Annotated in this window: 23 protein-coding genes; 10 read left to right on the top strand and 13 right to left on the bottom strand. The window is 74.8% G+C overall.

The window, feature by feature from the left end:
* Window positions 1-101: 101 nt before the first annotated feature.
* Window positions 102-1130, bottom strand: a complete 1029-nt coding sequence (ligD, locus tag ABZ452_RS13675) for a non-homologous end-joining DNA ligase (protein ID WP_357942285.1) — start codon at window positions 1128-1130, stop codon at window positions 102-104.
* 47 nt (window positions 1131-1177) lie between these two features.
* Between ligD and msrB the strand changes: the two genes are divergently transcribed.
* Window positions 1178-1585 carry a peptide-methionine (R)-S-oxide reductase MsrB gene (msrB, locus tag ABZ452_RS13670; protein ID WP_357942283.1) on the top strand — a complete coding sequence of 136 codons (408 nt, stop codon included), beginning with the start codon at window positions 1178-1180 and terminating at the stop codon, window positions 1583-1585.
* Between the two features lie 38 nt (window positions 1586-1623).
* On the opposite strand, the gene ABZ452_RS13665 is transcribed toward msrB, so the two are convergent.
* Entirely contained in the window at window positions 1624-1899 is a 276-nt protein-coding gene (locus tag ABZ452_RS13665) for an isoamylase early set domain-containing protein (protein WP_357942281.1), read from the bottom strand.
* A gap of 155 nt (window positions 1900-2054) precedes the next feature.
* Here ABZ452_RS13665 and ABZ452_RS13660 point away from each other — a divergent pair, with 155 nt between their 5' ends.
* From ABZ452_RS13660 to ABZ452_RS13650, 3 genes are all read left to right on the top strand, one after another.
* Window positions 2055-2315 (top strand): Prokaryotic metallothionein, encoded by a 261-nt coding sequence (locus tag ABZ452_RS13660; RefSeq protein WP_357942279.1) that lies wholly within the window; start codon window positions 2055-2057, stop codon window positions 2313-2315.
* Between the two features lie 31 nt (window positions 2316-2346).
* On the top strand, window positions 2347-2796 hold the full coding sequence (locus ABZ452_RS13655) for a GNAT family N-acetyltransferase (protein WP_357942277.1): 450 nt from the start codon (window positions 2347-2349) through the stop codon (window positions 2794-2796).
* A 134-nt stretch (window positions 2797-2930) separates the two neighbouring features.
* Window positions 2931-4040 (top strand): lytic polysaccharide monooxygenase, encoded by a 1110-nt coding sequence (locus ABZ452_RS13650; protein ID WP_357942275.1) that lies wholly within the window; start codon window positions 2931-2933, stop codon window positions 4038-4040.
* A 46-nt stretch (window positions 4041-4086) separates the two neighbouring features.
* Here ABZ452_RS13650 and hemQ read toward each other — a convergent pair whose 3' ends face one another.
* Genes hemQ through hemE form a run of 3 tightly spaced genes read right to left on the bottom strand, consistent with a single transcriptional unit; the run spans window position 4087 to window position 7299 of the window.
* A complete protein-coding gene (gene hemQ / locus ABZ452_RS13645) occupies window positions 4087-4788 on the bottom strand; it encodes a hydrogen peroxide-dependent heme synthase (protein ID WP_357942273.1) in 702 nt (233 codons plus the stop codon).
* Window positions 4785-6194 carry a protoporphyrinogen oxidase gene (gene hemG / locus ABZ452_RS13640; protein WP_357942270.1) on the bottom strand — a complete coding sequence of 470 codons (1410 nt, stop codon included), beginning with the start codon at window positions 6192-6194 and terminating at the stop codon, window positions 4785-4787. Before hemG ends, hemQ begins: the two co-directional genes overlap by 4 nt.
* A 13-nt stretch (window positions 6195-6207) precedes the next feature.
* Window positions 6208-7299 (bottom strand): uroporphyrinogen decarboxylase, encoded by a 1092-nt coding sequence (gene hemE / locus ABZ452_RS13635; RefSeq protein WP_357942267.1) that lies wholly within the window; start codon window positions 7297-7299, stop codon window positions 6208-6210.
* A gap of 179 nt (window positions 7300-7478) precedes the next feature.
* Here hemE and ABZ452_RS13630 point away from each other — a divergent pair, with 179 nt between their 5' ends.
* Complete coding sequence (locus ABZ452_RS13630; RefSeq protein WP_357942265.1) at window positions 7479-8051, top strand: DUF3000 domain-containing protein; 573 nt, start codon at window positions 7479-7481, stop codon at window positions 8049-8051.
* 122 nt (window positions 8052-8173) lie between these two features.
* On the opposite strand, the gene ABZ452_RS13625 is transcribed toward ABZ452_RS13630, so the two are convergent.
* The gene (locus tag ABZ452_RS13625; RefSeq protein ID WP_357942263.1) at window positions 8174-9004 is read right to left on the bottom strand and encodes a hypothetical protein; all 831 of its coding nucleotides are present in this window, start codon (window positions 9002-9004) and stop codon (window positions 8174-8176) included.
* A gap of 124 nt (window positions 9005-9128) precedes the next feature.
* Window positions 9129-10673, bottom strand: coding sequence for a trypsin-like peptidase domain-containing protein (locus ABZ452_RS13620; RefSeq protein ID WP_357942261.1), 1545 nt, complete (start codon window positions 10671-10673; stop codon window positions 9129-9131).
* A 209-nt stretch (window positions 10674-10882) separates the two neighbouring features.
* Here ABZ452_RS13620 and ABZ452_RS13615 point away from each other — a divergent pair, with 209 nt between their 5' ends.
* The 4 genes from ABZ452_RS13615 (at window position 10883) to ABZ452_RS13600 (ending at window position 16751) form a co-directional block, all read left to right on the top strand.
* Entirely contained in the window at window positions 10883-12205 is a 1323-nt protein-coding gene (locus ABZ452_RS13615) for a ribonuclease D (protein ID WP_357942259.1), read from the top strand.
* A 174-nt stretch (window positions 12206-12379) separates the two neighbouring features.
* Window positions 12380-13576 (top strand): thiolase family protein, encoded by a 1197-nt coding sequence (locus tag ABZ452_RS13610; protein WP_357942257.1) that lies wholly within the window; start codon window positions 12380-12382, stop codon window positions 13574-13576.
* Window positions 13573-15642, top strand: a complete 2070-nt coding sequence (locus tag ABZ452_RS13605; RefSeq protein WP_357942255.1) for a 3-hydroxyacyl-CoA dehydrogenase NAD-binding domain-containing protein — start codon at window positions 13573-13575, stop codon at window positions 15640-15642. Before ABZ452_RS13610 ends, ABZ452_RS13605 begins: the two co-directional genes overlap by 4 nt.
* A gap of 251 nt (window positions 15643-15893) precedes the next feature.
* Window positions 15894-16751: a hypothetical protein gene (locus tag ABZ452_RS13600; RefSeq protein ID WP_357942253.1), complete on the top strand. Its 858-nt coding sequence runs from the start codon at window positions 15894-15896 to the stop codon at window positions 16749-16751.
* Between the two features lie 64 nt (window positions 16752-16815).
* On the opposite strand, the gene ABZ452_RS13595 is transcribed toward ABZ452_RS13600, so the two are convergent.
* The 4 genes from ABZ452_RS13595 to ABZ452_RS13580 all read right to left on the bottom strand — a co-directional run bounded on the left by ABZ452_RS13595 (window position 16816) and on the right by ABZ452_RS13580 (window position 22032).
* Complete coding sequence (locus ABZ452_RS13595; RefSeq protein ID WP_357942251.1) at window positions 16816-17202, bottom strand: VOC family protein; 387 nt, start codon at window positions 17200-17202, stop codon at window positions 16816-16818.
* Between the two features lie 205 nt (window positions 17203-17407).
* Window positions 17408-19948 (bottom strand): malectin domain-containing carbohydrate-binding protein, encoded by a 2541-nt coding sequence (locus tag ABZ452_RS13590; RefSeq protein ID WP_357942249.1) that lies wholly within the window; start codon window positions 19946-19948, stop codon window positions 17408-17410.
* Between the two features lie 258 nt (window positions 19949-20206).
* The gene (locus tag ABZ452_RS13585) at window positions 20207-21367 is read right to left on the bottom strand and encodes a HAMP domain-containing sensor histidine kinase (protein WP_357942247.1); all 1161 of its coding nucleotides are present in this window, start codon (window positions 21365-21367) and stop codon (window positions 20207-20209) included.
* A complete protein-coding gene (locus ABZ452_RS13580; protein ID WP_357942245.1) occupies window positions 21364-22032 on the bottom strand; it encodes a response regulator transcription factor in 669 nt (222 codons plus the stop codon). Before ABZ452_RS13580 ends, ABZ452_RS13585 begins: the two co-directional genes overlap by 4 nt.
* A 159-nt stretch (window positions 22033-22191) precedes the next feature.
* Between ABZ452_RS13580 and ABZ452_RS13575 the strand changes: the two genes are divergently transcribed.
* The gene (locus tag ABZ452_RS13575) at window positions 22192-23439 is read left to right on the top strand and encodes a C39 family peptidase (RefSeq protein WP_357942243.1); all 1248 of its coding nucleotides are present in this window, start codon (window positions 22192-22194) and stop codon (window positions 23437-23439) included.
* Window positions 23440-23463: 24 nt separating this feature from the next.
* Here ABZ452_RS13575 and ABZ452_RS13570 read toward each other — a convergent pair whose 3' ends face one another.
* Together ABZ452_RS13570 and ABZ452_RS13565 are read right to left on the bottom strand one after the other, a co-directional pair.
* Window positions 23464-24759, bottom strand: a complete 1296-nt coding sequence (locus tag ABZ452_RS13570) for a PQQ-binding-like beta-propeller repeat protein (protein WP_357942241.1) — start codon at window positions 24757-24759, stop codon at window positions 23464-23466.
* Window positions 24744-26027, bottom strand: a complete 1284-nt coding sequence (locus ABZ452_RS13565; protein WP_357942239.1) for a PQQ-binding-like beta-propeller repeat protein — start codon at window positions 26025-26027, stop codon at window positions 24744-24746. Before ABZ452_RS13565 ends, ABZ452_RS13570 begins: the two co-directional genes overlap by 16 nt.
* Between the last annotated feature and the right edge of the window lie 33 nt (window positions 26028-26060).

Below are 26060 nucleotides of genomic sequence, written 5' to 3'. Positions count from 1 at the left end.
TGACCAGGAAGACCCATCGGGGGGCGGGAAAGGTTCGCGCGCGTTACGTGATCGTTATCACGCGGCCCGGAGCTGCCGCGGTGTAAGCGTTCGCCGGCCGGTCAGGCGCGCGGCCGGTCGCGGTCCTTGGAGGGCTGCACCCGCTTCGGCTCGCCGGGCATCTTCGGGTATTCCGGCGGGTAGGGCATGTCGCCCTGACCGGCGGCGGCGTCCCGCTCGGCCCACTCCAGCAGCGGGGTGATGTCCCACGGGGAGTCGTCGATGCCGGCGTGCGGGTCGCCCCGCTCGGCGAACCGGGCCGGCACGCTGCCCAGGTGGAAGTCGTCCGGCTCGACGTCGGGCAGCTCGGCCCACTCAACAGGGGTGGAGACGGTGGCCCGCCCGTTGGCCCGCAGCGAGTACGCGCAGGCGATGGTGCGGTCGCGGGCCATCTGGTTGAAGTCTACGAAGACCCGGCTGCCGCGCTCCTCCTTCCACCAGGCGGTGGTCACCAGCTCGGGGCGGCGCCGTTCCAGCTCACGGGCCAGCGCGATGGTCGCCCGGCGCACCTCGACGAACGTCCAGCGCGGCTGGATGCGCAGGTAGACGTGCACGCCCCGGCCGCCGGACGTCTTCGGCCAGCCGGTCACCCCCAGCTCGTCGAGCAGCCCGCGCAGCTCACCGGCGGCGGTGACCGCGTGGGTGAAGTCGGTGCCGGGCTGCGGGTCCAGGTCGATGCGCAGCTCGTCGGGGCGGTCCACGTCGGCGGCGCGCACCGGCCACGGGTGGAACACCACGGTGCCCATCTGCGCGGCCCAGGCCACGTGCGCCAGGTCGGCCGGGCACAGCTCGGCGGCCTTCCGGCCGCTGGGGAAGCTGATCTCCGCGGTCGCCACCCACGGGGGTACGCCCCGGGCCGGCACCCGCTTCTGGAAGAACGCCTCCCCCTCGATGCCCTCCGGGAAGCGCTGGAGGGTGGTGGGCCGGTCGCGCAGGGCCCGCATGATGCCCTCGCCGACCGACAGGTAGTAGTGGAAGACGTCCGCCTTGGTGAAACCGCGCTGCGGGAAGATCACCCGGTCGGGGCTGCTCAGCCGGACGGTGTGCCCAGCGACCTCGATCTCCTCGACTGCGGCCTTGCTGCCAGCCATTGGGCGACACTATGCGATGCCACCGACGGCCGACGTACCGTTGAGCGGTGAGTCTTTCCGACAATGAACTGCCCCGCACCGAGGACGAGTGGCGGGTCCGGCTGAGCCCCGAGGAGTTCCGGGTGCTCCGCGAGGCCGGCACCGAGCGGCCGTGGACCGGCGAGTACGTCGAGACCAAGACCCCCGGCGTCTACCACTGCCGGGCCTGCGGGGCCGAGCTGTTCCGCAGCGAGGACAAGTTCGACTCGCACTGCGGCTGGCCGAGCTTCGACGACGCCATCCCGGGTGCGGTCAAGGAGATCCCCGACAACACCCTCGGCATGCGGCGGGTCGAGATCCGCTGCGCCCGCTGCGACAGCCACCTGGGGCACGTCTTCGAGGGCGAGGGCTTCACCCCGAAGGACACCCGGCACTGCGTGAACTCGATCTCGGTGCGGCTGGAGCCGCAGGGCTGACGGTGCGCGGGAGCTGACGGCGCGACGCCGCCGACCGGTCAGAGCAGCAGCCGGCTGCCCTTCTCGTCGACCGCGTCGGCGGCCTCGTCGTCCAGCCACACGCCGCCCGTGGCCAGGTAGCGGAAGCGGTACTCGCCCGGGGCGAGCCGCACCGTCACCGTGCGGGTGCCGTCGCGGCGGGCGACCAGCTCGTGCCGGCCGGGCTGCCAGTCGTTGAAGCAGCCGACGACGCTGACCGTGCCGGGCGGGGTGTCCCGGGGCAGGCAGAAGGTGACCCGGGTCTGGTTGCCGAAGAGCTTGTTGCGCTTGATCACGGATCCTCCGGGGTTCGAGGGCGGTCACCAGGGCTAACGCGCGACACGCCGGGGGCGACTCGCCGTCGAGCCGGATCAGGTTCGCCGGTTTCGGTTGCCGGGGCGTGTCCGCTGGCCGACCCTGAGGTGACGGGTCCGTTTTCGGGGGGTTTCGTATGGCTACCTGTGAGGTCTGCGGCAACGACTACTGGATGGCGTTCGAGGTGCGCACGGTCAACGGGGCCACGCACACCTTCGACTCCTTCGAGTGCGCCATCCAGAAGATGGCGCCGATCTGCGAGCACTGCCAGACGAAGATCGTCGGGCACGGGGTCGAGGTCTCCGGCCGCTTCTTCTGCTGCGCACACTGCGCCCGCGCGGTCGAGGGCACCCAGGGCGCCGAGGTCCGCGACGCGGTCGGCGCCCGCCCCGCCTGAGCACCGCGCGGGACGGGCCTACCATCGCGGGATGCCTACCGAGTCCCACCTGGCCGGCTTCGCCGAGCTGGACGCGCGCACCTTCCACGACCTGCTGCGGCTGCGCATCGACGTGTTCGTGGTGGAGCAGTCCTGCCCGTACCCGGAGCTGGACGGCCGGGACGTCGAACCCGGCACCCGGCACCTCTGGCTGACCCGGGACGGCGCCGTGGTGGCGTACCTGCGGATCCTCGCCGACCCGGGCGGGGTGGCACGGATCGGCCGGGTCGTGGTGGCCCCGGCGGCCCGCGGCGCGGGCCTGGCCGGCGCGCTCCTGACCGAGGCCCTGGCGGCGGTGGGCGACCGCCCGTGCGTGCTGGACGCGCAGACCCACCTGGTCGACTTCTACGCCGGCCACGGCTTCGCGGTCAGCGGCCCCGGTTACGTCGAGGACGGCATCCCGCACACCCCCATGCGGCGGGAGGGCCGCGCCGCCGCCTGAGCAGACATTGACGGATACCGCTTTCCTGTGGCAGCGTGCCAGGCGGAGCCGCCACGCGAGCCGTCCCGCGGGAGGGGGCAACTCCCGCACCGTCCGGGCGTCGTGCACCGACATCCCCACCCCGGAGGCTCACCATGTCCACTCCGCACCGCCGCCGCGCACCACTCGTGGCGGCGATCCTGAGCGTCTGCGCGGTCGTCGCGGCGCTGCTCACCACCGCCCTGTCCGGCCCGGCCTCGGCGCACGGGTCGGTGGTCGACCCGGCGTCCCGCAACTACGGCTGCTGGCAGCGCTGGGGCAGCGACTTCCAGAACCCGGCGATGGCCACGCAGGACCCGATGTGCTGGCAGGCCTGGCAGGCCGACCCGAACGCCATGTGGAACTGGAACGGCCTGTTCCGGGAGGGCGTCGCCGGCAACCACCAGGCGGCCATCCCCGACGGCCAGCTCTGCAGCGGCGGGCGCACCTCCAGCGGGCGCTACAACGCCCTCGACACGGTCGGCGCCTGGAAGACCTCGCTGGTGACCAGCAACTTTCGGATCAAGCTGTACGACCAGGCCAGCCACGGCGCCGACTACATCCGGGTGTACGTGACGAAGCAGGGCTACAACGCGCTCACCACGCCGCTGCGCTGGAGCGACCTGGAACTGGTCGGCCAGATCGGCAACACCCCGGCCAGCCAGTGGACGCCCGAGACCTCGGGCGTGTCGATCCAGGTGCCGGCGAACGCGCCGGGCCGGACCGGCCGGCACGTCGTCTACACCATCTGGCAGGCCAGCCACCTGGACCAGTCGTACTACCTGTGCAGCGACGTGGACTTCGGCGGCGGCTCGACCACGCCGCCCAGCACGCCGTCGCCGACCGCCACCCCGCCGAGCACGCCGTCGCCGACCGCCACCCCGCCGAGCACGCCGCCCCCGACCACACCGAACCCGGCCGGGGCGTGCACGGCGACGTACCGGATCACCGGGCAGTGGGGCGGCGGCTTCCAGGCCGAGGTGCAGGTGACCAACGGCGGCTCGCCGATCCGCGGCTGGTCGGTGAGCTGGAACTACGCCAACGGCCAGCAGGTCAGCTCGGCGTGGAACGCCACGGTGAGCACCAGCGGGACGCTGGTCACCGCGCGCAACGTCGCCTACAACGGCACCCTCGCCGCGGGGGCGAGCACGTCGTTCGGGTTCGTCGGCACGTCGAGCGGGACGAACCCGGTGCCCGGGATCCTCTCCTGCACGACGGTCGCCTGACCGCCGTCCGGCCGGGGTCGCGGAGCGCGGCCCCGGCCGGCACGGGTCAGACCAGGCAGGTGACGAAGTCGGCGATCGAGCGGCGGCGGCCCGTGTAGAAGGGGACCTCCTCGCGCACGTGCCGGCGGGCGGTGGCGGCCCGCAGGTCGCGCATCAGGTCGACGATGCGGTGCAGCTCGTCGGCCTCGAAGGCGAGCATCCACTCGTAGTCGCCGAGGGCGAACGAGGCGACCGTGTTGGCCCGCACGTCCGGGTAGCCGCGCGCCATCTTGCCGTGCTCCGCCAGCATCTCCCGCCGCTCGGCGTCGGGCAGCAGATACCACTCGTAGGACCGGACGAACGGGTAGACGCAGAGGTAGGCGCGGGGCTCCTCGTTGGCCAGGAACGCCGGGATGTGGCTCTTGTTGAACTCGGCCGGCCGGTGCAGCGCCATCTGCGACCAGACCGGGGTCAGCGCGCGGCCCAGCGTGGTACGCCGGAACCGCAGGTAGGCGTCCTGGAGCGCGTCGCTGGAGGACGAGTGCCACCAGATCATCAGGTCCGCGTCGGCGCGCAGGCCCGACACGTCGTACGTGCCGCGGACCGTGACGTCCTTGCCGGCCAGCTCCTCGAAGAGCGACTCGACCTCGGCGACGACGTTCTCGCGCAGCGACGGGAGCGGGCTGGTGGCCCGGTACACCGACCACATGGTGTAGCTGATGGTCTCGTTGAGCTCCCGCAGCCGGGCCGCGTTGGTCTGCTCCGTCATGCTGCCGATCCTCCCAGTGCAGTGATGATCTCTTCGGCCGCCGTCTCGCCGGAGCGGACGCAGACCGGGATGCCGACGCCGTCGTAGCCGGCGCCGGCCAGGGCCAGCGTCGGGTGGGCGGCACGCAGCGCCGCCCGGACCGCCGCCACCCGGCCGAGGTGGCCGGGCGTGTACTGCGGCAGGGCGCCGCCCCACCGCTGCACGTGCCGGGCCACCGGGGCCGGCAGCGGCGTGCCGAGCACCTTCGACAGCTCCCGGTGCACGGTGGCGACCAGGTCGTCGTCGGTGAGCTGGAGCGAGGTCTCCTCGCCGTACCGGCCCACCGAGGCGCGCACCAGGGCGAGCCCGTCGGACCGGCGCAGGTGCCCCCACTTCGTGGTGAAGAAGGTGGACGCCTTGATGAGCAGCCCCTCGGTGGCCGGGACCAGGAAGCCGGACAGCTCCGGCAGCTCCGGCTCGGGCAGGGCCATGGTGACCAGCGCGACGCTGGCGTAGTCCAGTCCCCCGACGGTCGCCGCGACCTCCGGCGCCGGGCCGTCGAGCAGCCGGGCGGCCGGGCGGGCCGGCACGGCGAGCAGCACGGCGTCGGCCTCGACGAACTCGGGATCGCGGGTGGGGCCGACCACCAGGCGCCAGCCGGTCGGGGTGCGGTGCAGCTCGCGCACCGCGGCGTCCCGGCGGATGGTCGCCCCGCTCTCCCGCGCCGCCGCCTCGACGAGCGTGCTCAGCCCGCCGGCCAGGGTGCCGAAGACCGGGGCGCCGGGGGCGCGGGGCGCGGCGGCCTGCGCGGCGCGGACCGCCCCGACCAGGGTGTGCTCGACCCGGGCCGCCCGGGCCAGGGCCGGCATCGTGGTGACCAGCGAGAGGTCGTCGGCCCGGCCGGCGTAGACGCCCCCGAGCATCGGGTCGACCAGGCGCGCCACCACCTCGTCGCCGAGCCGGTCGCGGACCAGCGCGCCGACCGACACGTCGCCCTCCGGCGGCAGCAGCGGCGCACCGCCGTCCCGGTCGGCCGCCGCGGCCGGCCGCGCCACCGCCGCCACCTTGTCCAGATCCCCGGGTACGCCCACCAGGGTGCCGCCCGGGACCGGGCGCAGCCCGCCGTCGACCAGCAGGGCCGCCTGCCCGACGGTGGGGTGCACGATCGCGCCGGCCAGGCCGAGCCGGCGGACCAGGGTCACCACGGCCGACTCCCCGCCGGCCGGGTCACGCATCAGGAACGACTCGGCGCCGAACTCGACCGGCCCGCCGGCCAGCTCACCGGTGCGCAGCTTGCCGCCGAGGCGGCCGGACTGCTCGTACACGGTGATCTCGGTGCCGGCGGGAGTGCGGTCGCGCAGGCGGACGGCGGCGGCCAGCCCGGTGATCCCGCCACCGACGATCGCCACCCGCCACGGTCGCGCCATGGTCGTCCCTCCCTTACGCGGCCGGCCGCGCGGACAGCTCGTGCACCAGCGCGACCACCCGGGTCAGCACCTCGGGGTCGGTCTCCGGCAGCACGCCGTGACCGAGGTTGAACACGTGACCGGGGGCGGCCCGCCCCTCGTCGAGGATCCGGCGCACCTCGGCCTCGACCACGGGCCAGGGTGCGAGCAGCACGGCCGGGTCGAGGTTGCCCTGCACGGCCCGGTCCGGACCGATCCGGCGGGTCGCGACGTCCAGCGGCGTACGCCAGTCCACGCCCAACACGTCGGCGCCGGCCTCGCCCATCGCGCCGAGCAGCTCCGCGGTGCCCACCCCGAAGTGGATCCGGGGCACGCCCGCGTCCGCCAGGCCGGCGAGCACGTACGCCGAGTGCGGCAGCACGTAGCGGCGGTAGTCCGCCTCGGAGAGCGCCCCGGCCCAGGAGTCGAAGAGCTGCACCGCGGAGACCCCGGCGTCGACCTGCACCCGCAGGAACGCCAGCGTCACCTCGGAGAGCCGGGCGCAGAGCGCGTGCCACAGGTCCGGGTCGCCGTACATGAGCGCCTTGGTCTTCGCGTGGGTCCGCGACGGCCCGCCCTCGACCAGGTAGCTGGCCAGGGTGAACGGCGCGCCCGCGAAGCCGATCAGCGGGGTGTCGCCCAGCTCGGTGACGAGCAGGCGCACGGCCTCGTCCACGTAGGACACCTCGTCGCGGCCGATCGGGTTGATCCGCTCGACGTCGGCGGCGGTGCGCACCGGTTCGGCCACCACCGGGCCGGTGCCGGGCACGATGTCCAGGTCGACCCCGGCGGCGGCCACCGGCACCACGATGTCGCTGAACAGGATGGCCGCGTCGACCCCGTGCCGGCGGACCGGCTGGAGGGTGATCTCCCGGACCAGCTCGGGGCGGCGGCACGAGTCCAGCATCGGCACATTGGCCCGGATGTCGCGGTACTCCGGCAGCGACCGGCCGGCCTGGCGCATGAACCAGACCGGGGTGTGCGGGCCCGGCTCGCGCCGGCAGGCGCGGACGAAGGGCGAGTCGGCCGGCCCGCCGCGGCGGGATTCTCCGTCTCGGGCGGCAGTGCCCGTGGTGTCGGTGGTCATCGCGGCAATCGTGCCACGCGCCCGGACGCCTCCCGCCGCCACCGTCACCTTTTGTGACGTGAAAGGAGGAGCCCCTTGTCGACGCCCGGGTCCCTTCTCACGGGGTCCGGCCGCATGATCGGGATGATCGCCCGGCGTGCCGTCACACCGGGCGGCGTGGGGCGGCATAGGCTGCCGTCATGGCCCCCCCGATCGCGCTCCCGGAAACCTTCGCCCGCGCGGTCGCGGGGCTGCGATCGGTGACATGCCGCCCCGAGATCGTGCTGGAGGAGGTCGGCGCACCGCAGCGCCTGGCCCCCTACGCGTTCGCGCTCTCCGCCGGCGTGCTGCGCGACGGCGACGAGGTGGCCACCGGGCGGCTCATCCTGCTGCACGACCCGGCCGGGCACGAGGCGTGGCAGGGCACCCTGCGGCTGGTGACCTACGTGACCGCCGAGCTGGAGGTCGACCTGGCCAGCGACCCGCTGCTGCCCGGGGTGGGCTGGACCTGGCTGACCGACGCCCTCGACGCGCAGGAGGCCCGTTACCGGGCCATCGGCGGCACGGTCACCCAGACGCTCTCCACCCGGTTCGGCGAGCTGGCCGGGCCGCCCGCCGCGGGCGACATCGAGATCCGCGCCTCCTGGACGCCGCTCAGCACCGACCTGGCCCCCCACCTGCTCGGCTGGTGCACCCTGCTGGCCTCGACGGCCGGCCTCCCCCCACCCGGCGTCACGGCGCTACACACCCGCCGCCCCGCCGGCGCCGCCTGACCTCACCTTCCGCGATCTTGGCGAGTTGCCGTTCGCGGTGAACGACAACTCGCCAAGATCCGCAGCTTCGGGCACGGCGAGGGCCGCCCCGAACGGTCGGAGCGGCCCGTGGTGAAGCCGGGTCAGAGGTAGTTCTCGGCCTCGTCGCAGACCTTGTCCAGCCCCTTGTTGGCGGCGTCGAAGGCGGCCTTGTCGCCCCGGGACGCCGCCCCGATGGCCGCGGTCAGCTTGTCCAGGCAGTTCCCGATGACCTTCTTCTGCCGGGCCTGCTCGTCCCGGTCGTTCTTGGTGCCGGTCAGGTCCTGCTCGGTGTCGGCGAGCTTGTCGCGCACCGTCTGGAGGTCGCCCTTGAGCTTGTCGATCTCCTGCCGGTTCGCGGTGATCGTGCCGTCCCGCTGGCTGACCTGCTGCTCGGCCTTGTGCAGCTTGCCGTTGGTGGTGACGTAGAGGCCGGTCATCACGCCGCCGAGGACCAGGAGCAGCCCGGCGACGATGCCCAGGATGAGGGCGGTTCGCCCCTTCCCGCCGCCCGCCGCGGGCGCCCCGTAGGGCGGCACCGGGCCGGGCGGGGCCGACATCGGGTAGCCCGGCGGGGCCGACATCGGCTGCGGGTAACCCGGCGCGGCGGACGTCGGCGGGGCCGACATCGGCTGCGGGTAGCCCGGCGCGCCGGAGGTCGGCGGGGCCGACATGGGCTGCGGGTACCCGGGCGCCGCGCCCGCGCCGGAGGTCGGCGGAGCCGACATGGGCTGCGGGTACCCGGGCGCGGAGACCGGGGCGGCGCCTGGCGCGTACTGCCCGGGAATCGGGGCGGTGGGCTGCGGCAGGGTGGGCTCGGGCTGGGCCGCCGCGTGCTGCGGGGGCTCGGGCTGGGCCCCGTACGGGCTGCCGTAGACGGTGCCCCCCGGCGGCTGGGGCGGGTAGCCGCCCGCTCCGGTCGGTGGCTGGGACATGCTTCTTCCTCCAGGTTTGCTGGTCCCCCGCGGGGTGGCCCGTAGGGCCGGGGTCTGCGGTCGGCGTGGCAGGGCCCACGCCTCGACGGTGCGGTACGCGGTCAAGCCGCCGGCGGCGCGCCGGTCAGCAGAGCTTGAACCGGTCGCACGCGGTCTTGATCGGCACCGCCAGGCCGATGCCCTCGGCGTCCCGGGCCTTGGCCGTGGCGATGCCCACGACCTCCTTCGAGCCGTTGATCACCGGCCCGCCGGAGTTGCCGGGGTTGATCGGCGCGTCGAACTGGATCACCGGACCGGAGCCGCCCTCGTCCTTGCGGAACGCGCTCACCACGCCGGTGGTGACACTGTCCTGGAGGCCGAGCGGCGCGCCGACCACCACGATCTGCTGCCCGGACTTCACCGGCGTACGTGCCGCGACCAGGCCGGTGAACTTCGCGGTGGTGCGCAGGTGGGCGAGGTCCTTGTCCTTGTCGACCTCGACGATGGTCGCCTCGAACCGCTGGTCGGTCCGCTCCAGGAAGACCTTGCGGTCGCCCGCGGTGAAGACGGCCTCCACCACGTGGAAGTTGGTGAGCAGCGTGGTGCCGCCCCCGGACGGAGCCTTGCCGATGGCGAAGGCCGTGCCGGTGAACTGGCCGGCCCGGACCCGGAACACGCTGGGCAGCACCGCGCTCGCCACGGCCTCCGGGTTGAACGCGGCACCGGCCTGCTTCTCCAGGACACCCGCCCGCTCCTCCAGGCCGTCGAGCCGGCCGGTGGCCGCGCCCTGCGCCTCGGCAAGCCGCCGGTCGGTGGCGGCGATCCGGCCGTCCAGCCGGTGGATCTGGTACGCCTGCAGGCCCGCCACCAGCGCCAGGATCCCGGCCAGGACGAGCGCCACGACCGGCAGCCGGCGCCCCCGCCCGCCACGCTCCGGCTGCCCGGTGGGCGACCCCGGCAGCGTCGTGGCGACCGGCTGCCCGGGATAGGCCGGACCGGAGATGGGCTGCCCTGGGTAGGCCGGGCCGGGCGTGGACTGGCCCGGGTAGGCCGGACCGGCGGTGGACTGGCCCGGGTAGGCCGCGGCGGGCGGGGACTGGGCCGGGTAGGCCGCGCCGGCCGCCGGGGCAGGGTAGGTCGGGGCGGAGGTGGGCTGGGCCGGGTAGGTCGGGCCGGGCGTGGGCTGGGCCGGGTAGGCGGAGGGCTGGGCCGGGGCGGTCGGCTGCCCCGCCACGGCGTCCGGCGGCGCCGGGCGCCAGTCGTCGGGGGTGCGCGGGGTGGGCGCGGGCGGATCGCCCCACTGGCCGCTGTTCGGCGGCGCCGACCAGGTTGCTCGGGCCCCCGAGGGGTCGGCGCCCGGCGCACCGGCGGCGGGCACGGATCCGTAGCCGGGGGCCGGCACCGAGCCGTAGCCCGCGCCGGACGCGGAGCCCGGGGCGGTCGGCGCGGAGCCGTAGGCGGTACCGGGTCCGGTCGGGGCGCTGCCCGGCGGGAAGCCCTCGGCGGGCGCGCCCGGGAGGCCCGCGGAGGGGTAGCCGGTCGGCTGGCCGGGAACGGTGGCGTGGCCGGTCGGCGGGACGATGCGCGGCGGCAGCGGCCCAGGCCGGTCGGCCCCGGCCCGCTCCGGGGCGGCAGTCTCGTCGCCGCCCGGCCCCGGCACGCCGTCCCCGGCCCCGTACGCGCCCGTCATGATCGCCTGTCCTCCCCCGTGACCGCACCGACGCCCTCGCGGGCCACGGCTCGATGGACCGTACCTGCGTGAAAGGGGTTTGTCTCCCCCGGTGTCCGACCCTGGCATCCCGGCGCAACCCGACCGGTCACGACACCTCCCGGACATCCCGCCGACACGCGCCCGACCGGCTGCGCACGCCGGATCGCCCGGCGCACTAGGGTTGTCAGGTGACCGACGAACCACCCCTGCGCCGTCGGGCCGCCGAAAGCCGTACGGAAGAGGCCTCGCCGCATCCGTCCTCGGCCATGCCGGAGCCGGCGGACGCGGGGACCGAACCCACCGCCGGCGGGCCCGTCCCGCTGACCGCCCCGCGCGAGGGCACGCCCGCGCCGGTGGCCACTCCGAGCGAGCTCGACGAGGTCGTGGCCCGCTTCGCGGCCGGCACCGGCCCGGTGGCCCTGGACGCCGAGCGTGCCTCCGGCTACCGCTACAGCCAGCGCGCCTACCTTGTGCAGCTCCGCCGGGCGGGCTCCGGCACCACGCTGATCGACCCGCTGCCGCTGCCCGACCTGACCGCCCTCGACTCGGTGATCGCCGGGGCCGAGTGGGTGCTGCACGCCGCCAGCCAGGATCTCGCCTGCCTCGCCGAGCTGGGCCTGCGCCCGCGCCGGCTGTTCGACACCGAGCTGGCCGCCCGGCTGGCCGGCTTCGAGCGGGTGGGTCTGGCCGCGCTGACCGAGCAGGTGCTCGGCTACAGCCTGGAGAAGCACCACTCGGCGGCGGACTGGTCGAGCCGGCCGCTGCCGGAGTCCTGGCTGACGTACGCGGCGCTGGACGTGGAGCTGCTGGTCGACCTGCGCGACGCGCTCGACGAGGAGCTGACCAAGCAGGGCAAGTCGGCGTGGGCGGCGGAGGAGTTCGCCGCGCTGGTGCGCAACGGCGCCCGCCCGCCCCGGGTCCGGGCCGAGCCGTGGCGTCGCACCTCGGGCATCCACCGGGTGCGCGGCGCGCGGGCCCAGGCCCGGGTGCGCTCGCTGTGGTACGCGCGGGACCAGATCGCCGCGCGGCGGGACGCCGCACCGGGCCGGGTGCTGCCGGACTCGGCCATCGTGGCGGCCGCCGAGCTGGACCCGAAGGACGAGAAGACCCTGCTGACGCTTCCCGGTTTCGGTGGCCGTTCGGTGCGCCGGCTGGCGCGTACCTGGCTGGCGGCCCTGGACGACGCGCGCCAGCTGCCGGACGACGCCCTGCCGGTGAGCCCCGTGGTGGAGGGTCCGCCCCCGCCGCACCGGTGGGCGGAGCGCGACCCGGTGGCGGCCGGGCGGCTGGCCCGCTGCCGCGAGGTGGTGGTCGGCACCGCCGGCGCGCACCACCTGCCGCCGGAGAACCTGATCGCCCCGGACTCCATCCGCCGGCTGGCCTGGCAGCCTCCCGAGGAGATCACCGACGACACGGTCGCGGAGACCCTGCGCACCTTCGGTGCGCGGGAGTGGCAGATCAGCCTCCTCCTTCCCGCCCTGACGGAGGCCCTCCACCTCCCGGCTTCCTGACCCCTCCGGAGAAGCCCGGCGGGGTGTGGGGTTGGCCACATGGGGGGTGCTGTCGGCGGAGGTTACTGGCGAGTAGCATCCGGGGGAAACCGCCAGTGCCGGCCGACCCTCATTCGGTCCGTGGCGCCGTCTCGCGGCGCGGAAGCCGAATCATGGTCGAAAAGGAGGCTCCAAGTGCCCCGTGAAGTTCGGGATGTCGTCTTCGTCGACGGCGTCCGCACCCCGTTCGGCAAGGCGGGTGGCATGTACGCCAACACCCGCGCCGACGACCTGGTGATCCGCTGCATCCGCGAGCTGATGCGGCGCAACCCGCAGCTGCCGCCGGAGAAGGTGGAGGAGGTCGCCATCGCGGCCACCACCCAGATCGGCGACCAGGGCCTGACCATCGGCCGCACCGCCGCCCTGCTGGCCGGCCTGCCCAAGACCGTGCCCGGCTTCGCCATCGACCGGATGTGCGCCGGCGCGATGACCGCCGTCACCACCGTCGCCAGCGGCATCGCCATGGGCGCCTACGACGTGGCGATCGCCGGTGGCGTGGAGCACATGGGCCGCCACCCGATGGGCGAGGGCGTCGACCCCAACCCGCGGATCATCGCGGAGAAGCTGGTCGACCCGTCCGCGCTGGTCATGGGCGCCACCGCGGAGAACCTGCACGACCGGGTCCCGCACATCACCAAGGAGCGCACCGACGCGTTCGCGCTCGCCTCGCAGCAGAAGACCGCCAAGGCGTACGCCAACGGCAAGCTCCAGGGCGACCTCGTGCCGGTGGCGATCCGCGACCCGGAGGCCGGCTGGGGCCTGGCCACCACCGACGAGGCTCCCCGGGAGACCTCGCTGGAGAAGCTCGCCACCCTCAAGACCCCGTTCCGCCCGCACGGCAAGGTCACCGCGGGCAACGCGGCCGGCCTGAACGACGGCGCCACCGCCGCGCTGGTGGTCGCCGAGGAGACCGCCCGCGAGCTGGGCCTGCCGATCGGCATGCGGCTGGTGTCGTACGGCTTCGTCGGCGTCGAGCCCGAGGTCATGGGTGTCGGCCCGATCCCGTCGACCGAGAAGGCGCTGCGCATCGCCGGCCTGAGCATCGACGACATCGGCCTGTTCGAGCTGAACGAGGCGTTCGCCGTGCAGGTGCTCGCCTTCCTCGACCACTTCGGCATCGCCGACGACGACCCGCGGGTCAACCCGTGGGGCGGCGCGATCGCCATCGGTCACCCGCTCGCCTCCTCCGGCGTCCGGCTGATGACCCAGCTCGCCCGGCAGTTCGCCGAGCACCCCGAGGTCCGCTACGGCGTCACCGCCATGTGCATCGGCATCGGCATGGGCGGCACCGTGATCTGGGAGAACCCGCACTGGAAGGGTGACAACAAGTGAGCGCGCTCGCCGCACCGAACGAGGTCGTCACCAAGGCGCTGCTGCGCCAGGTGAACGTACCGGGGCTGGACCGTCCCGCCGCCCTCATCACCCTGGACAACGGCTTCGACCACATCAAGCCGAACAGCTTCGGCCCGGGCGGCCTGACCAGCCTGGACGAGGCGATCACCGCCGCCCTGGCGGCGGACCCGGCGTTCATCGCGGTCACCGGCAAGCCGTACATCTTCTGCGTGGGCGCGGACATCACCAGCCTCCCGCAGCTGGAGAACCGCGAGCAGGCGCTGGAGATCGGCCGGCTCGGGCACCGGGTCTTCGCCCGGCTCAAGGACAGCGCCGTCCCCACCTTCGCCTTCGTCAACGGCGCGGCGATGGGCGGCGGGCTGGAGCTGGCCCTGCACTGCCACTACCGGACCCTGTCGGGGGGCGCGGCGGCCCTGGCGCTGCCCGAGGTCTCGCTCGGCCTGGTCCCCGGCTGGGGCGGCACCCAGCTGCTGCCGAACCTCATCGGCATCCCGGCCGCGACCCAGGTGATCCTGCAGAACCCGCTCATGCAGAACAAGATGCTCAAGCCGAAGCAGGCGGCCGAGATGGGCATCGCCGACGTGCTGCTGGAGCCGGCCGACTTCCTGGAGCGGTCCCTGGAGTGGGCCGCCGGCGTCGTCCGGGGCGAGGTCACCGTGACCCGGCCCGAGGTCGACAAGGACATGTGGGCGGGCGTGCTCTACTTCGCCCGGCAGACCCTGGACCAGCGGCTGCACGGGGCGGTCCCGGCCGCGTACAAGGCGCTGGACCTGCTGGAGTCCGCGAAGGACGCCGACTTCGCGGCCGGCACCGCGGCCGAGGACGAGGCCCTGGCCGACCTGGTCTTCTCCGAGGAGCTGCGCAGCGGCCTGTACGCCTTCGACCTGGTGCAGCGGCGGGCCAAGCGGCCGGCCGGTGCGCCGGACAAGGGCCTGGCCCGGCCGGTCACCAAGGTGGGCATCGTCGGCGCCGGCCTGATGGCCAGCCAGCTCGCCCTGCTCTTCGCCCGCCGCCTCCAGGTGCCGGTCGTCATGACCGACCTGGACCAGTCCCGGGTGGACAAGGGCGTCGGCTACGTGCACACCCAGATCGAGAAGGCCGTCAGCAAGGGCCGGATGGACAAGGGCACGGCGGCCAAGCTGTACGGCCTGGTCAGCGGCTCGGTCGACAAGTCCGTCTTCGCCGACGCCGACTTCGTGATCGAGGCGGTCTTCGAGGACCTCGGCGTCAAGAAGCAGGTCTGGGCCGAGCTGGAGAAGATCGTCAAGCCGGAGGCGGTGCTCGCCACCAACACCTCCAGCCTGTCGATCACGGAGATGGCCGCCGACCTGGAGCACCCGGAGCGGGTGGTCGGCTTCCACTTCTTCAACCCGGTCGCCGTGCTGCCGCTGCTGGAGATCGTCCGCGGCGAGCGGACCGACGACGCCACCCTCGCGACCGCGTTCGCGGTCGGCAAGCAGCTGCGGAAGTCGAGCGTGCTGGTCAAGGACGCCCCGGCGTTCGTGGTCAACCGGCTGCTCACCCGCTTCCTCGGCACCGTCTTCGCGGCCGTCGACCAGGGCACCCCGCTGGACGTGGCGAACAGCGCGCTGGACCCGCTGGGCCTGCCGATGCGCCCGCTCGCCCTGCTCCAGCTGGTCGGCCCGGCCGTGGCGTACCACGTGGGCGGCACCCTGCACGCCGCGTTCCCGGAGCGGTTCGGCGTCAGCGAGAACCTCAAGCGGATCGCCGACTCGGGCCAGCCGATCGTGGTCGACGACCAGGTCAACGAGGAGGTCGCCAAGCTGCTCGTGGTCGGCGACCAGCCGCTCACCGCCGAGCAGGTCCGGCAGAACGCGCTGGACGCGCTCGCCGAGGAGATCCGGCTCATGCTCGACGAGGGCGTCGTCGCCGAGGCGCAGGACATCGACCTGTGCATGATCCTGGGCGCCGGCTGGCCGTTCCACCTGGGCGGCGTCACGCCGTACCTGGACCGGACCGGCACCTCCGAGCGGGTCACCGGCAAGCGGTTCCTGCCCCGCGGGGTCGCCAGCCTCCGCGGCTGACCACCCGCAGCTCCGCCACGATCGCGGTGGCCGGCCGTCCCCTCCGGACGGTCCGGCCACCGCGATCGGCCGTTTCCGGGCAGCGGTCCGTCCGCCGGCCGGTCAACGGCCGGACATCGCGCGGACATCGCCCGGCCGGCCCGGTCACGACCCGGTTCCGGTTTCGTCACGTCGTCGGTGGCCGGACAGTGCGGTGTCGGTGCTGCTGGCTACGATCACGCGTCCGGACTTCTCAGCAGGAGCTGCCAAACATGTCCCAGCCGCCGTCCAATCCCTACCCCGGTTCCTACCCCCCGCCCCAGCAGCAGCCCGGCGGCTACCAGCCGCCGCAGCAGCCCCAGTACGGCGGCGGGTACCCGCCGGCTCCCCAGCAGCAGCCGCAGTACGGCGGCTACCCGGAGAGCGGCCAGCCCGGCCAGCAGTACGGCGGCGGCTACCCCGAGCCCGGCCAGCCCGGCCAGCAGTACGGCGGCTACCCGGAGACCGGCCAGCCCGGCTACGGCGCCCCGGCCCCGCTGCCGCCGAAGAAGAAGTCGAGCGCCGGCAAGATCCTGCTCATCGTGCTGGCCGTCGTGCTGGTGCTCTGCGTGGGCGGTGGCGTCGCCCTCTGGTTCGGCCTCAAGGACGAGGTCGGCGACGTCGTCACGGCCACCAAGACCCGCCTGGTCGAGCCCACCACGCTGGCCGGCCGGTCGAAGGTGAGCGAGCCGCAGCTCCAGTCCGTCGCCAGCCAGATGAAGTCCGAGATCGCCAAGGACGTCCCGAACGCCACCAGCACGGTCGGCGCGTTCTACGGCAACCCGGCGAAGAAGGACCTGGTCATGATCGCCGGCGCGTCCGGCGTCATCGCCGACCCCAAGAAGGAGATGGCGGACGCCACCAAGGGGATCACCGCCGAGCTGGGCGCCAAGGAGTTCAAGACGGTGGACGCCGGCCCGCTGGGCGGCGACGCCAAGTGTGGCGACGGCAAGATCGAAGACGTCCCGGTGGCCGTCTGCGTCTGGGCCGACAAGGGCAGCCTGGGCATGGTGGTGGTCTACTTCAAGTCCGCCGCCGAGATCCAGCCGGAGTTCGTGACCATGCGCGGCGAGATCGAGAAGCAGGACTGACCCTCGCGGATCAGACGGACCGGGCCCCCGCCATCACGGCGGGGGCCCGGTTTCGTGTCACCGGTCAGGCCGACGCGGCCCGCTCGGCGGGGCTGCGGCAGACGCAGAACTCGTTGCCCTCGGGGTCGGCGAGCACCACCCAGCCGGTGCCGTCCGGCCGCCGGCGGTCGTCGACCAGGGTGGCGCCGAGGTCGCGCAGCCGCGCCACCTCGTCGTCCCGGGTCCCCTCGGCCGCGTGCACGTCGAGGTGGAACGCGCCCTTGCCGTGCCGCTCCCCCACCGAGACGAAGAGCAGGTCGGGGCCGTGGCCGTCGGGGGCGGCGAGGACCGCCTCCGGGTCGCCCGGGTAGTCGTCGTCGTTCAGCTTCCGGTCGAGCGCCCGCGCCCACCAGCTGGCCAGGGTGTACGGGTCGTCGCTCTCGACGGTGACGCAGTGGATCTGTGCACTCACGGTGCTTTCCTCCTGGATCGGAGTGCGCCCCGCCGGAGTGGGAGAGGTCAGCGGCGACTGCGGGGCGCGGGACGGTTCACGGTGAACATCGACCACACCCCCTTCCGCGTGCTCGGGCTGACGCCGCTGATCATGTCACCACCCGGCGGCGGGGACAAGCCCGGCCCGGCCCCGCGAGGCGGGACCGGGCCGGACGGAAACCGGGTCACGGGCCGACGAAGACCGCCTTCGCCCGCCAGTCGACGCCGTCCACGGCCGGGCCGCTGCGCACGGTGAACGCCGCGGCCGGCGCGCCACCCGCCCAGTCGGTGGCCGACAGCTCACCGGTGCCGCGGTTGACCTTGTAGAGGGTGCCGCCGGCCAGGAAGACCGAGCCCGCGTCGGCGAAGCCGCCCGCCCCGGCGACGGTGAACTTCTCCGCGCCGACCACGCCGCTGTCCGGTGTGAACCAGCGCCAGAACAGGCCGCCCTGCCCCGCGAGGGTGTAGTAGAGCCGGCCACCGCTGTAGAACATGCCGGTGACGTTGGGGATCTCCGGATAGAAGTTGTTCGTCACCCCGGCGTACGTCTGGCCGGCAGGGCCGGAGTCCGTCTCCACGGCGTCCCAGTAGGCGTCGTGGTACGGGTCCACGGCCGACGCGGCGCCGAACGTGGTCCCGTCGAAGGTGCGCCGCCACAGCGACCCGTTCATGCCGTAGAAGAGCGTGCCACCGACCCAGAACGCGCCCCGCGCGGTGGACCACGCGGTGCCGTCCGGCACGGCCACCGGGGCGGCCGCCCCGACCGTGGTGCCACCGTCGTACGACCGGGTCTGCACCTCGTTGCCGGTGCCGGCGGGCGGGGTGCCCGTCTTGACGATCTCGATGCCGTCGACCAGGGGGTTCTCCACCACGTGCCGGAAGTCGACACCGACCGAGCCGTCGCTGACCACGGTGAACGCCCGCATGGTGCCCACGTTGTGCCCGACGCTGGCGGACAGGTCGAGGTCGTCCAGGACGGTGGTTCCCTCCACCGCCACGTCGAAGACCCGGGACCCGGCGGCGGCCGTGCCGTCGTACCGGTTGGCCAGGTAGAGCCGGACCTGGACCTCGGTGCCCGCGGGCACCGGGAACTGCCAGCTCATCTCCGTGTCGCCGGCGGGGTCCCAGCGCTCGTCGCTGTAGAGCGCCGCCGGGGTCCCGGCCGGCACGGTGGCGTCGACGCCGCCGACCGGCGCGAAGCCGGCCGTGCTGCTGCCGGCGTTGTGGTACGGGCTGGGACTGCCGCCGTCGTCGGCCGCCCAGTCCGGCCCGGTGTCCGTCGAGGCGAGCAGGGGACCACCCGCGTTGACCCGGTACAGCACGTTCGTCGGCGCCGGGACCCCGGCCTGGTACACGTTCCCCGGGAGGGCGGCCGTGGTGGTCGGGTGCGGCGCCGCGCCACCGGTCAGCGGGAAGAACGCGATCCGCTCCCGCCGGTACTGGAAGTTGCCGATCCACGAGGTGTCCGAGCCGACCCAGAGGCCGGCCGGGGTGACCAGCATCTCGGAGGCGCCGATGCCGCGCGGGTGCCGGCCGGGGTTCCAGGACAGGGGCAGGCCCGTACCCGGGTCGAGGGCCGCGATGCTGGCCCGGCCGACGGCGCCGGCCTGGGCGGAGTCCCCGCCGAAGCTGTTGTTCAACCAGCGGAAGTGGCCGCCGACGTAGACCGCCTGCTCGCTGATGCCGACCGACAGGTAGGTGTCGCCGCCGGTGTAGTCGACCCAGGTGGGCTGGAGGTTCGTGCCGGTGGCGTCGGCCTCCCAGCGGGCGGCCGCGTCGCAGAGCGTGCCGCCGTTCGGGGCGCCGGTGGTCACCACCACGAAGTAGCTGCTGTCCGGGGCGAACGCGATGTCCCGCATGTACGAGTCGAAGGCCCACCAGGCGCAGCGCGGGGTGTACCGGCTGGTGTTCCAGTCGGCCACGGTGGCCTCGGTCGCGCCCAGGTCCAGCTTGACGATCTGGTCGTGCAGCACCCCGTCGGCCTTCTTGAAGTTGCCGATCACCACGAGCTTCGTGCCGTCCGGTGAGACGGCCAGCTTCTCGGCGCCGACGCCGGCGTTGGAACCGCTGACCCCGTCGTAGTTGTGGTGCTCGGTGAGCGCCGTGGTGAGGTAGCCGTCCACCGCGCCGGTGCTCGCGTTGAGCGAGGCGAGGCCGCCGCGCGGGTTGGGGTTCCCGGCCGTGGTGAAGATGCCGCCCACCAGCAGCCGCCCGCCGGCCAGGGCGATGTCGTTGACGAGCCCGTTGAACGCCGGGCCGGCGAAGCTGGTGACCACCGCGCCGGTGGCGACGTTGAGCAGGGCCACCTTGCGCCGGGTGACCCCGTTGACCGTGTTGAACTTGCCGGCCACGAAGACGGTCCCGGCGGTGGGTCCGGCGACCACCGCGTACACCTCGTTGTCGACGGTCGGCGCGAAGGCGGTGTCCACCGTGCCGGTCGCCTTGTCGAAGGCGAGCAGGTAGTTGCGGGTGATGTCGACGTCGGAGGCGCGGTTCTGCACCCGGGTGAACGAGCCGGCCACGATGATCTTCGTGCCGGCGTCGTGGATCGCGTCGACCGTGCCGTCCATGATGTCCGGTGAGGCGGTCGAGGGCGTCGCTTTGACCAGCGCGGTGTGGCCGGGCGCGGCGGCGGCGGGACCGGCCGGGGCCAGCCCGGCGGCGGTGAGCGCGACGGCGGCGAGGGCCACGAGGACACGGCGCGTGAGGGCCGAGGGTGGGGTCACTGGCAGCTCCGGAAGACTGGTGCGGACAGGCGTGACGCAGCACTCACCCTGGGCCACCCGTCACGCGCCGTCCAGCGCCGGCCACGCTTTCTGCCCGACCACCGCGCCGCTCCCGCCCGACCACCCGGCGGGACCGGACGGGACAGCCGGGCCGCCCGCACGAACAGGTGGCCGCGGATGGTGGTTCGGCGGGCGGCGGCCGTCAGGTCGGCGGTCCGGCGCGTACCGTCGGTCGGCCGCGCGGACGCCGATCGGCTCCTAGGTGGCCGTGGGGGCGTCGGCCGAGGGCATGGTGACGGTCACCTCCAGGCCGCCGCCCGGCTGGGCGACCGCCTTCACGGTGCCGCCGTGGGCGTCGCAGACCGCGCGCACGATGGACAGTCCGAGGCCGGAACCGCGGGCGCCGGTGCGTTCCTGCCCGCCGCGCCGGAAGGGCTCGAACAGCCCCGGCACGTCGGCGGGGGCGACCTCGAAGCCGGTGTTCCCGACCACGAGCCAGGACCGCTGGCCGTCGGTGCCGGTCCGCACCCAGAGCCGGCCGTGCAGGTGGTTGTAGCGGACGGCGTTCTCCACCAGGTTGCCGGCGAGCCGGTCGAGCAGGCCCGGGTCGCCGACCACCGGGGCGGCACGCAGCGAGGTGTGCACCTTCAGGCCGATCCGCTCCACCTCGCGGGCCATCGCGGAGAGCGCGTTGGCGGTGCCCACGGCGAGGTCGAACTCGGTGCGCCGGGCCAGCCGGCCGCCCGTCTGCGCCTCGCTGCGGGCCAGCACCAGCAGCGCGTCGACCAGCCCGTTGGCGCGCTCCGAGGCGTCCCGGACCACGCTGGCCATCCGGCGGTACTCGGCGAGGTCCGCCTCGTCGTCGCTGAGCGTCACGTCGATCTCGGTGCGCATCACCGCGAGCGGGGTCCGCAGCTCGTGCGAGGCGTTGGCCACGAACCGTTTCTGCGCCTCGAACGCGGCGCTGATCCGGTCGAGCATGGCGTCGAAGGTCTCGGCCAGCTCGGCCACCTCGTCGTTGGCGCCGGACCAGCCGATCCGTTCGTCGAGGGTGGTCTCGCCGAGCCGGCGCGCGGTGGCGGTGACCTGGTGCAGCGGGCGCAGCGCCCGGCCGGCCACCGCGTACGCGCCGGCGATCCCGACCATGCCGATCGCCACCAGCGCCACCAGGGCCTTGACCAGCAGCTCGCGGGAGGCGGCGTCGACGAGTTCCCGCTGCCAGTGCCCGGCGTCGAGGGTGCGGCCGTCGGCGAGCACCACCGTGGTGCCGGGCAGCAGCTCGTCGGTGGGGCGCAGCGCGTCCCGGACCAGCAGCCAGGCCAGCAGCACGAGGACCGCACCGGCCCCGACCAGCAGCACCCCGTTGAGCAGGGTGAGCCGCAGCCGCAGGGTGGGCCGCGGCCGGGACCGGCCGGTCATGAGGTGGCCTCGCCGATCCGGTAACCCGCCCCGACCACCGTGTCGATCAGCGGCGGATCGCCGAGCTTCTTGCGCAGTGTCATCACGGTGACCCGGACGATGGTGGTGAACGGGTCGGTGTTCGCGTCCCAGACCCGCTCCAGCAACTCCTCGCTGGAGACCACGGCGCCGCGCGCCTTGAGCAGCTCGGCCAGCACGCCGAACTCCTTGTTGGTCAGGTCGACCGGCTCCCCGCCGCGGGTGACCACCCGGCGGGCCGGGTCGAGCACCAGGTCCGCCACCTCCAGCACCGGCGGGGCGGCCGGGGTGGCCCGCCGGCCCAGCGCCTGCACCCGGGCGACCAGCTCGTCGAAGGCGAACGGCTTGGGCAGGTAGTCGTCGGCGCCCAGCTGCAACCCCTCCACCCGGTCGGCGACCGTGACGCTCGCGGTCAGCATGAGCACCCGGGTCAGCGCGCCGGAGGCGGCCAGGTCGGCGCAGATCCGGTCGCCGTGCACGCCGGGCAGGTCCCGGTCCAGGACCACCACGTCGTAGCGGGTCACGAAGGCGGCCTCGTGCCCGGCGTCGCCGTCGTAGGCGACGTCGACGGCCATCCCGCGCTTGCGCAGCCCGCGCGCGATCGCGTCGGCGAGGTTCCGCTCGTCCTCGACCACCAGTACCCGCATCCCGGCCTCCCACCTCGTGACCTCCCACAACCTAGTGCGGGCCGCCAAGCGTCCCGCGCGCACCGTCGTTGCAAAAAATCTTCAGGTACGCGATGCTGCCCGGCAGCGAGCGACAAGCGCCCGGCCACCGGCCTGGGCCCGAGCCCGACGGGAGCCCGCATGACCGCTGCCGAGCCCGGCCGGGACGTGACGTACCACCGCTTCCGCTTCCCGGCGGACCTGCGGCTCGGCGCCGCCGAGGGGGTGGCCGCCGGCCCGGACGGGCTGGTGCTGGCCACGCCGGCCCGCCGCCTCGACCACACCGACCCGCACTCCGGCGACACCGCCGGGTACGACGCGGCGATCTGGACCTCCCCGGTGGTGCCGGTGGGCTTCGCCGTCGCCGAGCTGGTCCCCTCCTGGACCGCCGACGCCCCGCCCGGCTGCTGGCTGCGGGTGGAGCTGCGCGGCTGCGCCGGCGAGGCCGCCACCACCGGCTGGTACGAGCTGGGCCGGTGGGCCGCCGACGACACGGCCATCCACCGTTCCTCCGTGCCGGGCCAGGCGGACGACGCGGCCTCGGTCGCGGCCGACACCCTGCGCGTGACGGGCGCGACGGTCACCGGCTGGCAGGTCCGGGTCACCCTGCTCGGGCGGCCCGACGCCCCGGCCGGCCCGGTGCTGCGCACGGTCGGCGTGGTCGCCTCGGCCGGTGCGCAGACCGGCACGGGCACGCCGGCCGCCCGCGCGGGTGGCGCACCGGACGCCGTCCTGGTCCCGGCGCCGGCCCGGGCCGGAACGGAAGCCGGCGACGCCCGGGGCCGGGTGCTCGACGTGCCCCGCTACGCGCAGCGGCTGCACGCCGGCGGGGAGACCCGCTGGGGCGGCGGCGGGGACTCCTGGTGCAGCCCCACCTGCGTCTCGATGGTGCTCGACTTCTGGGGCGCCGGCCCCACCCCGGACCGGTACGCCTGGGTCGCCCCGCCCGGCCCCCGGCCCGTGGTGGTGCACGCCGCCCGGCACTGCTACGACCACGCGTACGCGGGGGCCGGGAACTGGGCGTTCAACACCGCGTACGCGGGGCTGCACGGGGTGGACGCCTTCGTGACCCGGCTGCGCTCGCTGGCCGAGGCGGAACGGTTCGTGGCCGCCGGCATCCCGCTGATCGTCTCGGCGGCCTTCACCCGGGGCCAGGTGCCCGGGCTGGACTACGACACCCGCGGGCACCTCATCGTGCTGGTCGGCTTCACGGCCGACGGCGACCCGGTGCTCAACGACCCGTACGCCCCCGACGACGAGGGGGTGCGCCGGACCGTGCCCCGGGCGGCGTTCGAGGCGGCCTGGCAGGGTGGCAGCGGTGGGGTCGTCTACGTGGTGCGCCCCGAGTCGGTGCCGCTGCCGCCGGCGCCCGCGCAGGCCAACTGGTGACCCGGCCGCCGGCCGCCCGCTGAGTCAGCGGTCCGTCCGCCAGATCACCAGCCCGCCCGACGGGTGCAGGCAGACCAGCGCGGTGCCCGAGTCGGCGCACTCGTCCCAGGAGCCGGGCAGCACCGCCCGGACCCGCGCCTCGCCGGCCGCCACGTCCAGCGTGCCGACCAGCGTCCGGTCGCCGGTCAGGCGGCGCAGCCCGAGCAGCTGGCCGCTCTCGACGCCCACGGTCCGCCAGCGGCCGAGCCGGGCGAGCGCGCGGCCGGTGGCCGGGTCGAGCACCGACAGCTCCAGCTCCAGCCCGACGCCGGCCTGGGCGCCGAGCAGCCGGCCCCCGACCGGCGCCATCCCGATCCACCGGTCGTCGACCCAGCCCGGCCGGCCGGTGGCCGGGTCGAGGGCGCGTACGCCGCCGACCTGGTCGCGGATGCACACCATTCCGGCGCACTCGACGAACCACACCCCGGCGCGGGGCTCCACCGGCACGTTCCAGCGCCGGTCCAGCCGGTCCAGCCCGTACGCGGTGACCGTGCCCGGCGCGCCGTCGACCAGCAGCAGGTCGGCCACCACCTGGGTGAACCGGTAGGAGACCCGGTCCGCGGCGGGCGGCACCCGGCCGGCGTGGACCAGCGCGCCGGAGTCCGCGTCGTGCACCTCCACCCGCCCGTCCGGGGTGACCAGCACGATCTGGGTCGGCCCCCGGTCGTCCGTCCGGTACGCCACCCCGTTGCTGGGCAGCGGCAGCGACCAGCGCACCGCGCCGGAGGCCGGGTCGACGGCCAGGACCGTGCCCGTCCCGGCCGCGCGCGGCGTCTCGAACAGCACCCCGCCGGACGCGGTCGACACCGGGTAGCCGGACTGCCGCCAGCGCACCACGCCGGTCACCGGGTCCAGCAGGGTGGAGAGGGTGTCGCCGGCCCCGGCCGGGCTGCTCGTCACCAGCAGCCCGCCGGCCACCGTGCCCAGCCCGAGGACGTGGTCCCCGGCCGGCAGGGTGAACCGCCACACCGGCTCCCCGCCGGGCAGCCGGTGCCCGGTGACCACGCGGCCGCCCCGGCCGACGGTGCCCGGGCCGTCGGCCACCACGAGCCGGTCCGCCAGGACCAGGAAGACGGCGCCCTGGGGGGCGGCGACCCGGATCCCCGCGGGCGGCCGGGCCGGCGGGGCCGCGCCGGCCAGGGTCAGCAGCGCGAGGCAGCCGACCGCCACTACCCGGGCCACCCGTCCCGGCGGCCGGGCCGGCGCCGGGGCGGGCTCGTCGGCGTCCTCGCCGTGCCGCATCTCCCCCAGCTCGATGACCGGGCTCACGGCAGCCGCCACAGCCCGAACCCGCCATTCGTGTGGCGGCAGACGAGCAGCCGCACACCCATCCGGCAGTCGCCGACGGCGCCGACCAGCACGTCGCGCACCTCGGGGCGGCCGCCGGCCGGGTCCAGTTCGACGAGGAGCAGCCGGCTGTTCCTTATCCGCCGGACGCCGAACAGCCGGCCGTCGAACTCGTCCTGCGCGATCACGTCCCACCGGCCGAGGTCGGCCACCAGCCGCCCGGTGGCCTCCTCCACCACCGCCAGGGCGGTTCCGGTGGCCGTGGGGTCGCCCGCGGCGACCAGGAGCCGGCCGCCGGAGGCCGCCATCGTCCCCGTCCACCGGTCGTCGGTCCACCGCACCGCGCCGGTGGCGGGGTCGAGCGCCCACATCCCGCCGGTCAGCCGGCTGGCGCAGAGCAGGCTGCCGCACCGCTCGGCGTAGCCGACCAGCGGAAGCTGGGCCGTCCAGCGCCGTTGGAGGGTGTCCAGGTCGTAGCCGGTGACGGTGCCGATGTCGTCCCCCAGCACCAGCAGCATCCCGGCGGCGAGCAGGGTCCGCCGCCGGGTGGGTCGGTCACCGGGGGTCAGGTCGCGAGCGGCCAGCCTGGTGCCGCTGGCCGCGTCGTACACGGCGGTCTCGCCGGCGGCCGGCAGGTGGACCAGCCGGTCCACTCCCGACGGACCGAACCCGAGCTCGACGTTGTCCGGCGTGCCCGGGACCGACCAGAGGGTCCGGCCGTCGCTCACCGCCACCCGGCGGATCGCCTCCCGGCCGGTCATCTCGGGCACCTGCATGAGCAGCGCCCCACCGGCCGGGAAGCCCACCCCGGGCTGGAGCCAGCTCACCCGGCCGGTGCGGGCGTCGAAGCCGATCGTCTCCCACGGGTAGTCGCCGGCGGTCCGCCCGACGAGCAGCACGGTGCCGTCCTGCTCCCACACCGTGGTGGCGGCTCCCTCCCCCGGCAGCAGGGTCCGCCAGAGTGTCCGGGGAGGACCCCCGGCGACCCGGTAGGCGACGAGTTGCCGGCCCACTCCGCGCTGCGGGTCGGACGGCTGCACCACGTACACCCGGTCGCCGGAGACGAACGCGGCGGCCGCGGGGCCGCCGGGCAGGGTGCGCACGGCGGGCCGCGGCGGCGGGGCCCCGGCGGTGAGCGTGACCAACGCCACCAGCAGCACCACGACGCTCCGGAACGGCCGGCCGACGGCCCGCGGCCGCCGCCGGGCCGCCGGGTCGGGCGCGGTGTCGTCGCGCAGCTCACCCAGATCGATGACGGTCACGACCACCCCCTCTCCGCGCCGCCGCACCGGCGG

It is taken from the genome of Micromonospora sp. NPDC005707 (assembly GCF_040631005.1).
Classification (GTDB): Bacteria; Actinomycetota; Actinomycetes; order Mycobacteriales; family Micromonosporaceae; genus Micromonospora.
This window is presented reverse-complemented; position numbering and strand designations above follow the sequence as displayed.

What these genes read in the sequence shown, in the direction of transcription:
- ABZ452_RS13625 (WP_357942263.1), bottom strand. Translation starts at nt 9,004, where the DNA reads ATGTCCCAGCCACCGACCGGAGCGGGCGGCTACCCGCCCCAGCCGCCG.
- ABZ452_RS13650 (WP_357942275.1), top strand. Translation starts at nt 2,931, where the DNA reads ATGTCCACTCCGCACCGCCGCCGCGCACCACTCGTGGCGGCGATCCTG.
- ABZ452_RS13600 (WP_357942253.1), top strand. Translation starts at nt 15,894, where the DNA reads ATGTCCCAGCCGCCGTCCAATCCCTACCCCGGTTCCTACCCCCCGCCC.
- ABZ452_RS13585 (WP_357942247.1), bottom strand. Translation starts at nt 21,367, where the DNA reads ATGACCGGCCGGTCCCGGCCGCGGCCCACCCTGCGGCTGCGGCTCACC.
- ligD (WP_357942285.1), bottom strand. Translation starts at nt 1,130, where the DNA reads ATGGCTGGCAGCAAGGCCGCAGTCGAGGAGATCGAGGTCGCTGGGCAC.
- ABZ452_RS13655 (WP_357942277.1), top strand. Translation starts at nt 2,347, where the DNA reads ATGCCTACCGAGTCCCACCTGGCCGGCTTCGCCGAGCTGGACGCGCGC.
- ABZ452_RS13660 (WP_357942279.1), top strand. Translation starts at nt 2,055, where the DNA reads ATGGCTACCTGTGAGGTCTGCGGCAACGACTACTGGATGGCGTTCGAG.
- hemG (WP_357942270.1), bottom strand. Translation starts at nt 6,194, where the DNA reads ATGGCGCGACCGTGGCGGGTGGCGATCGTCGGTGGCGGGATCACCGGG.
- ABZ452_RS13575 (WP_357942243.1), top strand. Translation starts at nt 22,192, where the DNA reads ATGACCGCTGCCGAGCCCGGCCGGGACGTGACGTACCACCGCTTCCGC.
- hemE (WP_357942267.1), bottom strand. Translation starts at nt 7,299, where the DNA reads ATGACCACCGACACCACGGGCACTGCCGCCCGAGACGGAGAATCCCGC.
- ABZ452_RS13620 (WP_357942261.1), bottom strand. Translation starts at nt 10,673, where the DNA reads ATGACGGGCGCGTACGGGGCCGGGGACGGCGTGCCGGGGCCGGGCGGC.
- ABZ452_RS13630 (WP_357942265.1), top strand. Translation starts at nt 7,479, where the DNA reads ATGGCCCCCCCGATCGCGCTCCCGGAAACCTTCGCCCGCGCGGTCGCG.
- ABZ452_RS13580 (WP_357942245.1), bottom strand. Translation starts at nt 22,032, where the DNA reads ATGCGGGTACTGGTGGTCGAGGACGAGCGGAACCTCGCCGACGCGATC.
- hemQ (WP_357942273.1), bottom strand. Translation starts at nt 4,788, where the DNA reads ATGACGGAGCAGACCAACGCGGCCCGGCTGCGGGAGCTCAACGAGACC.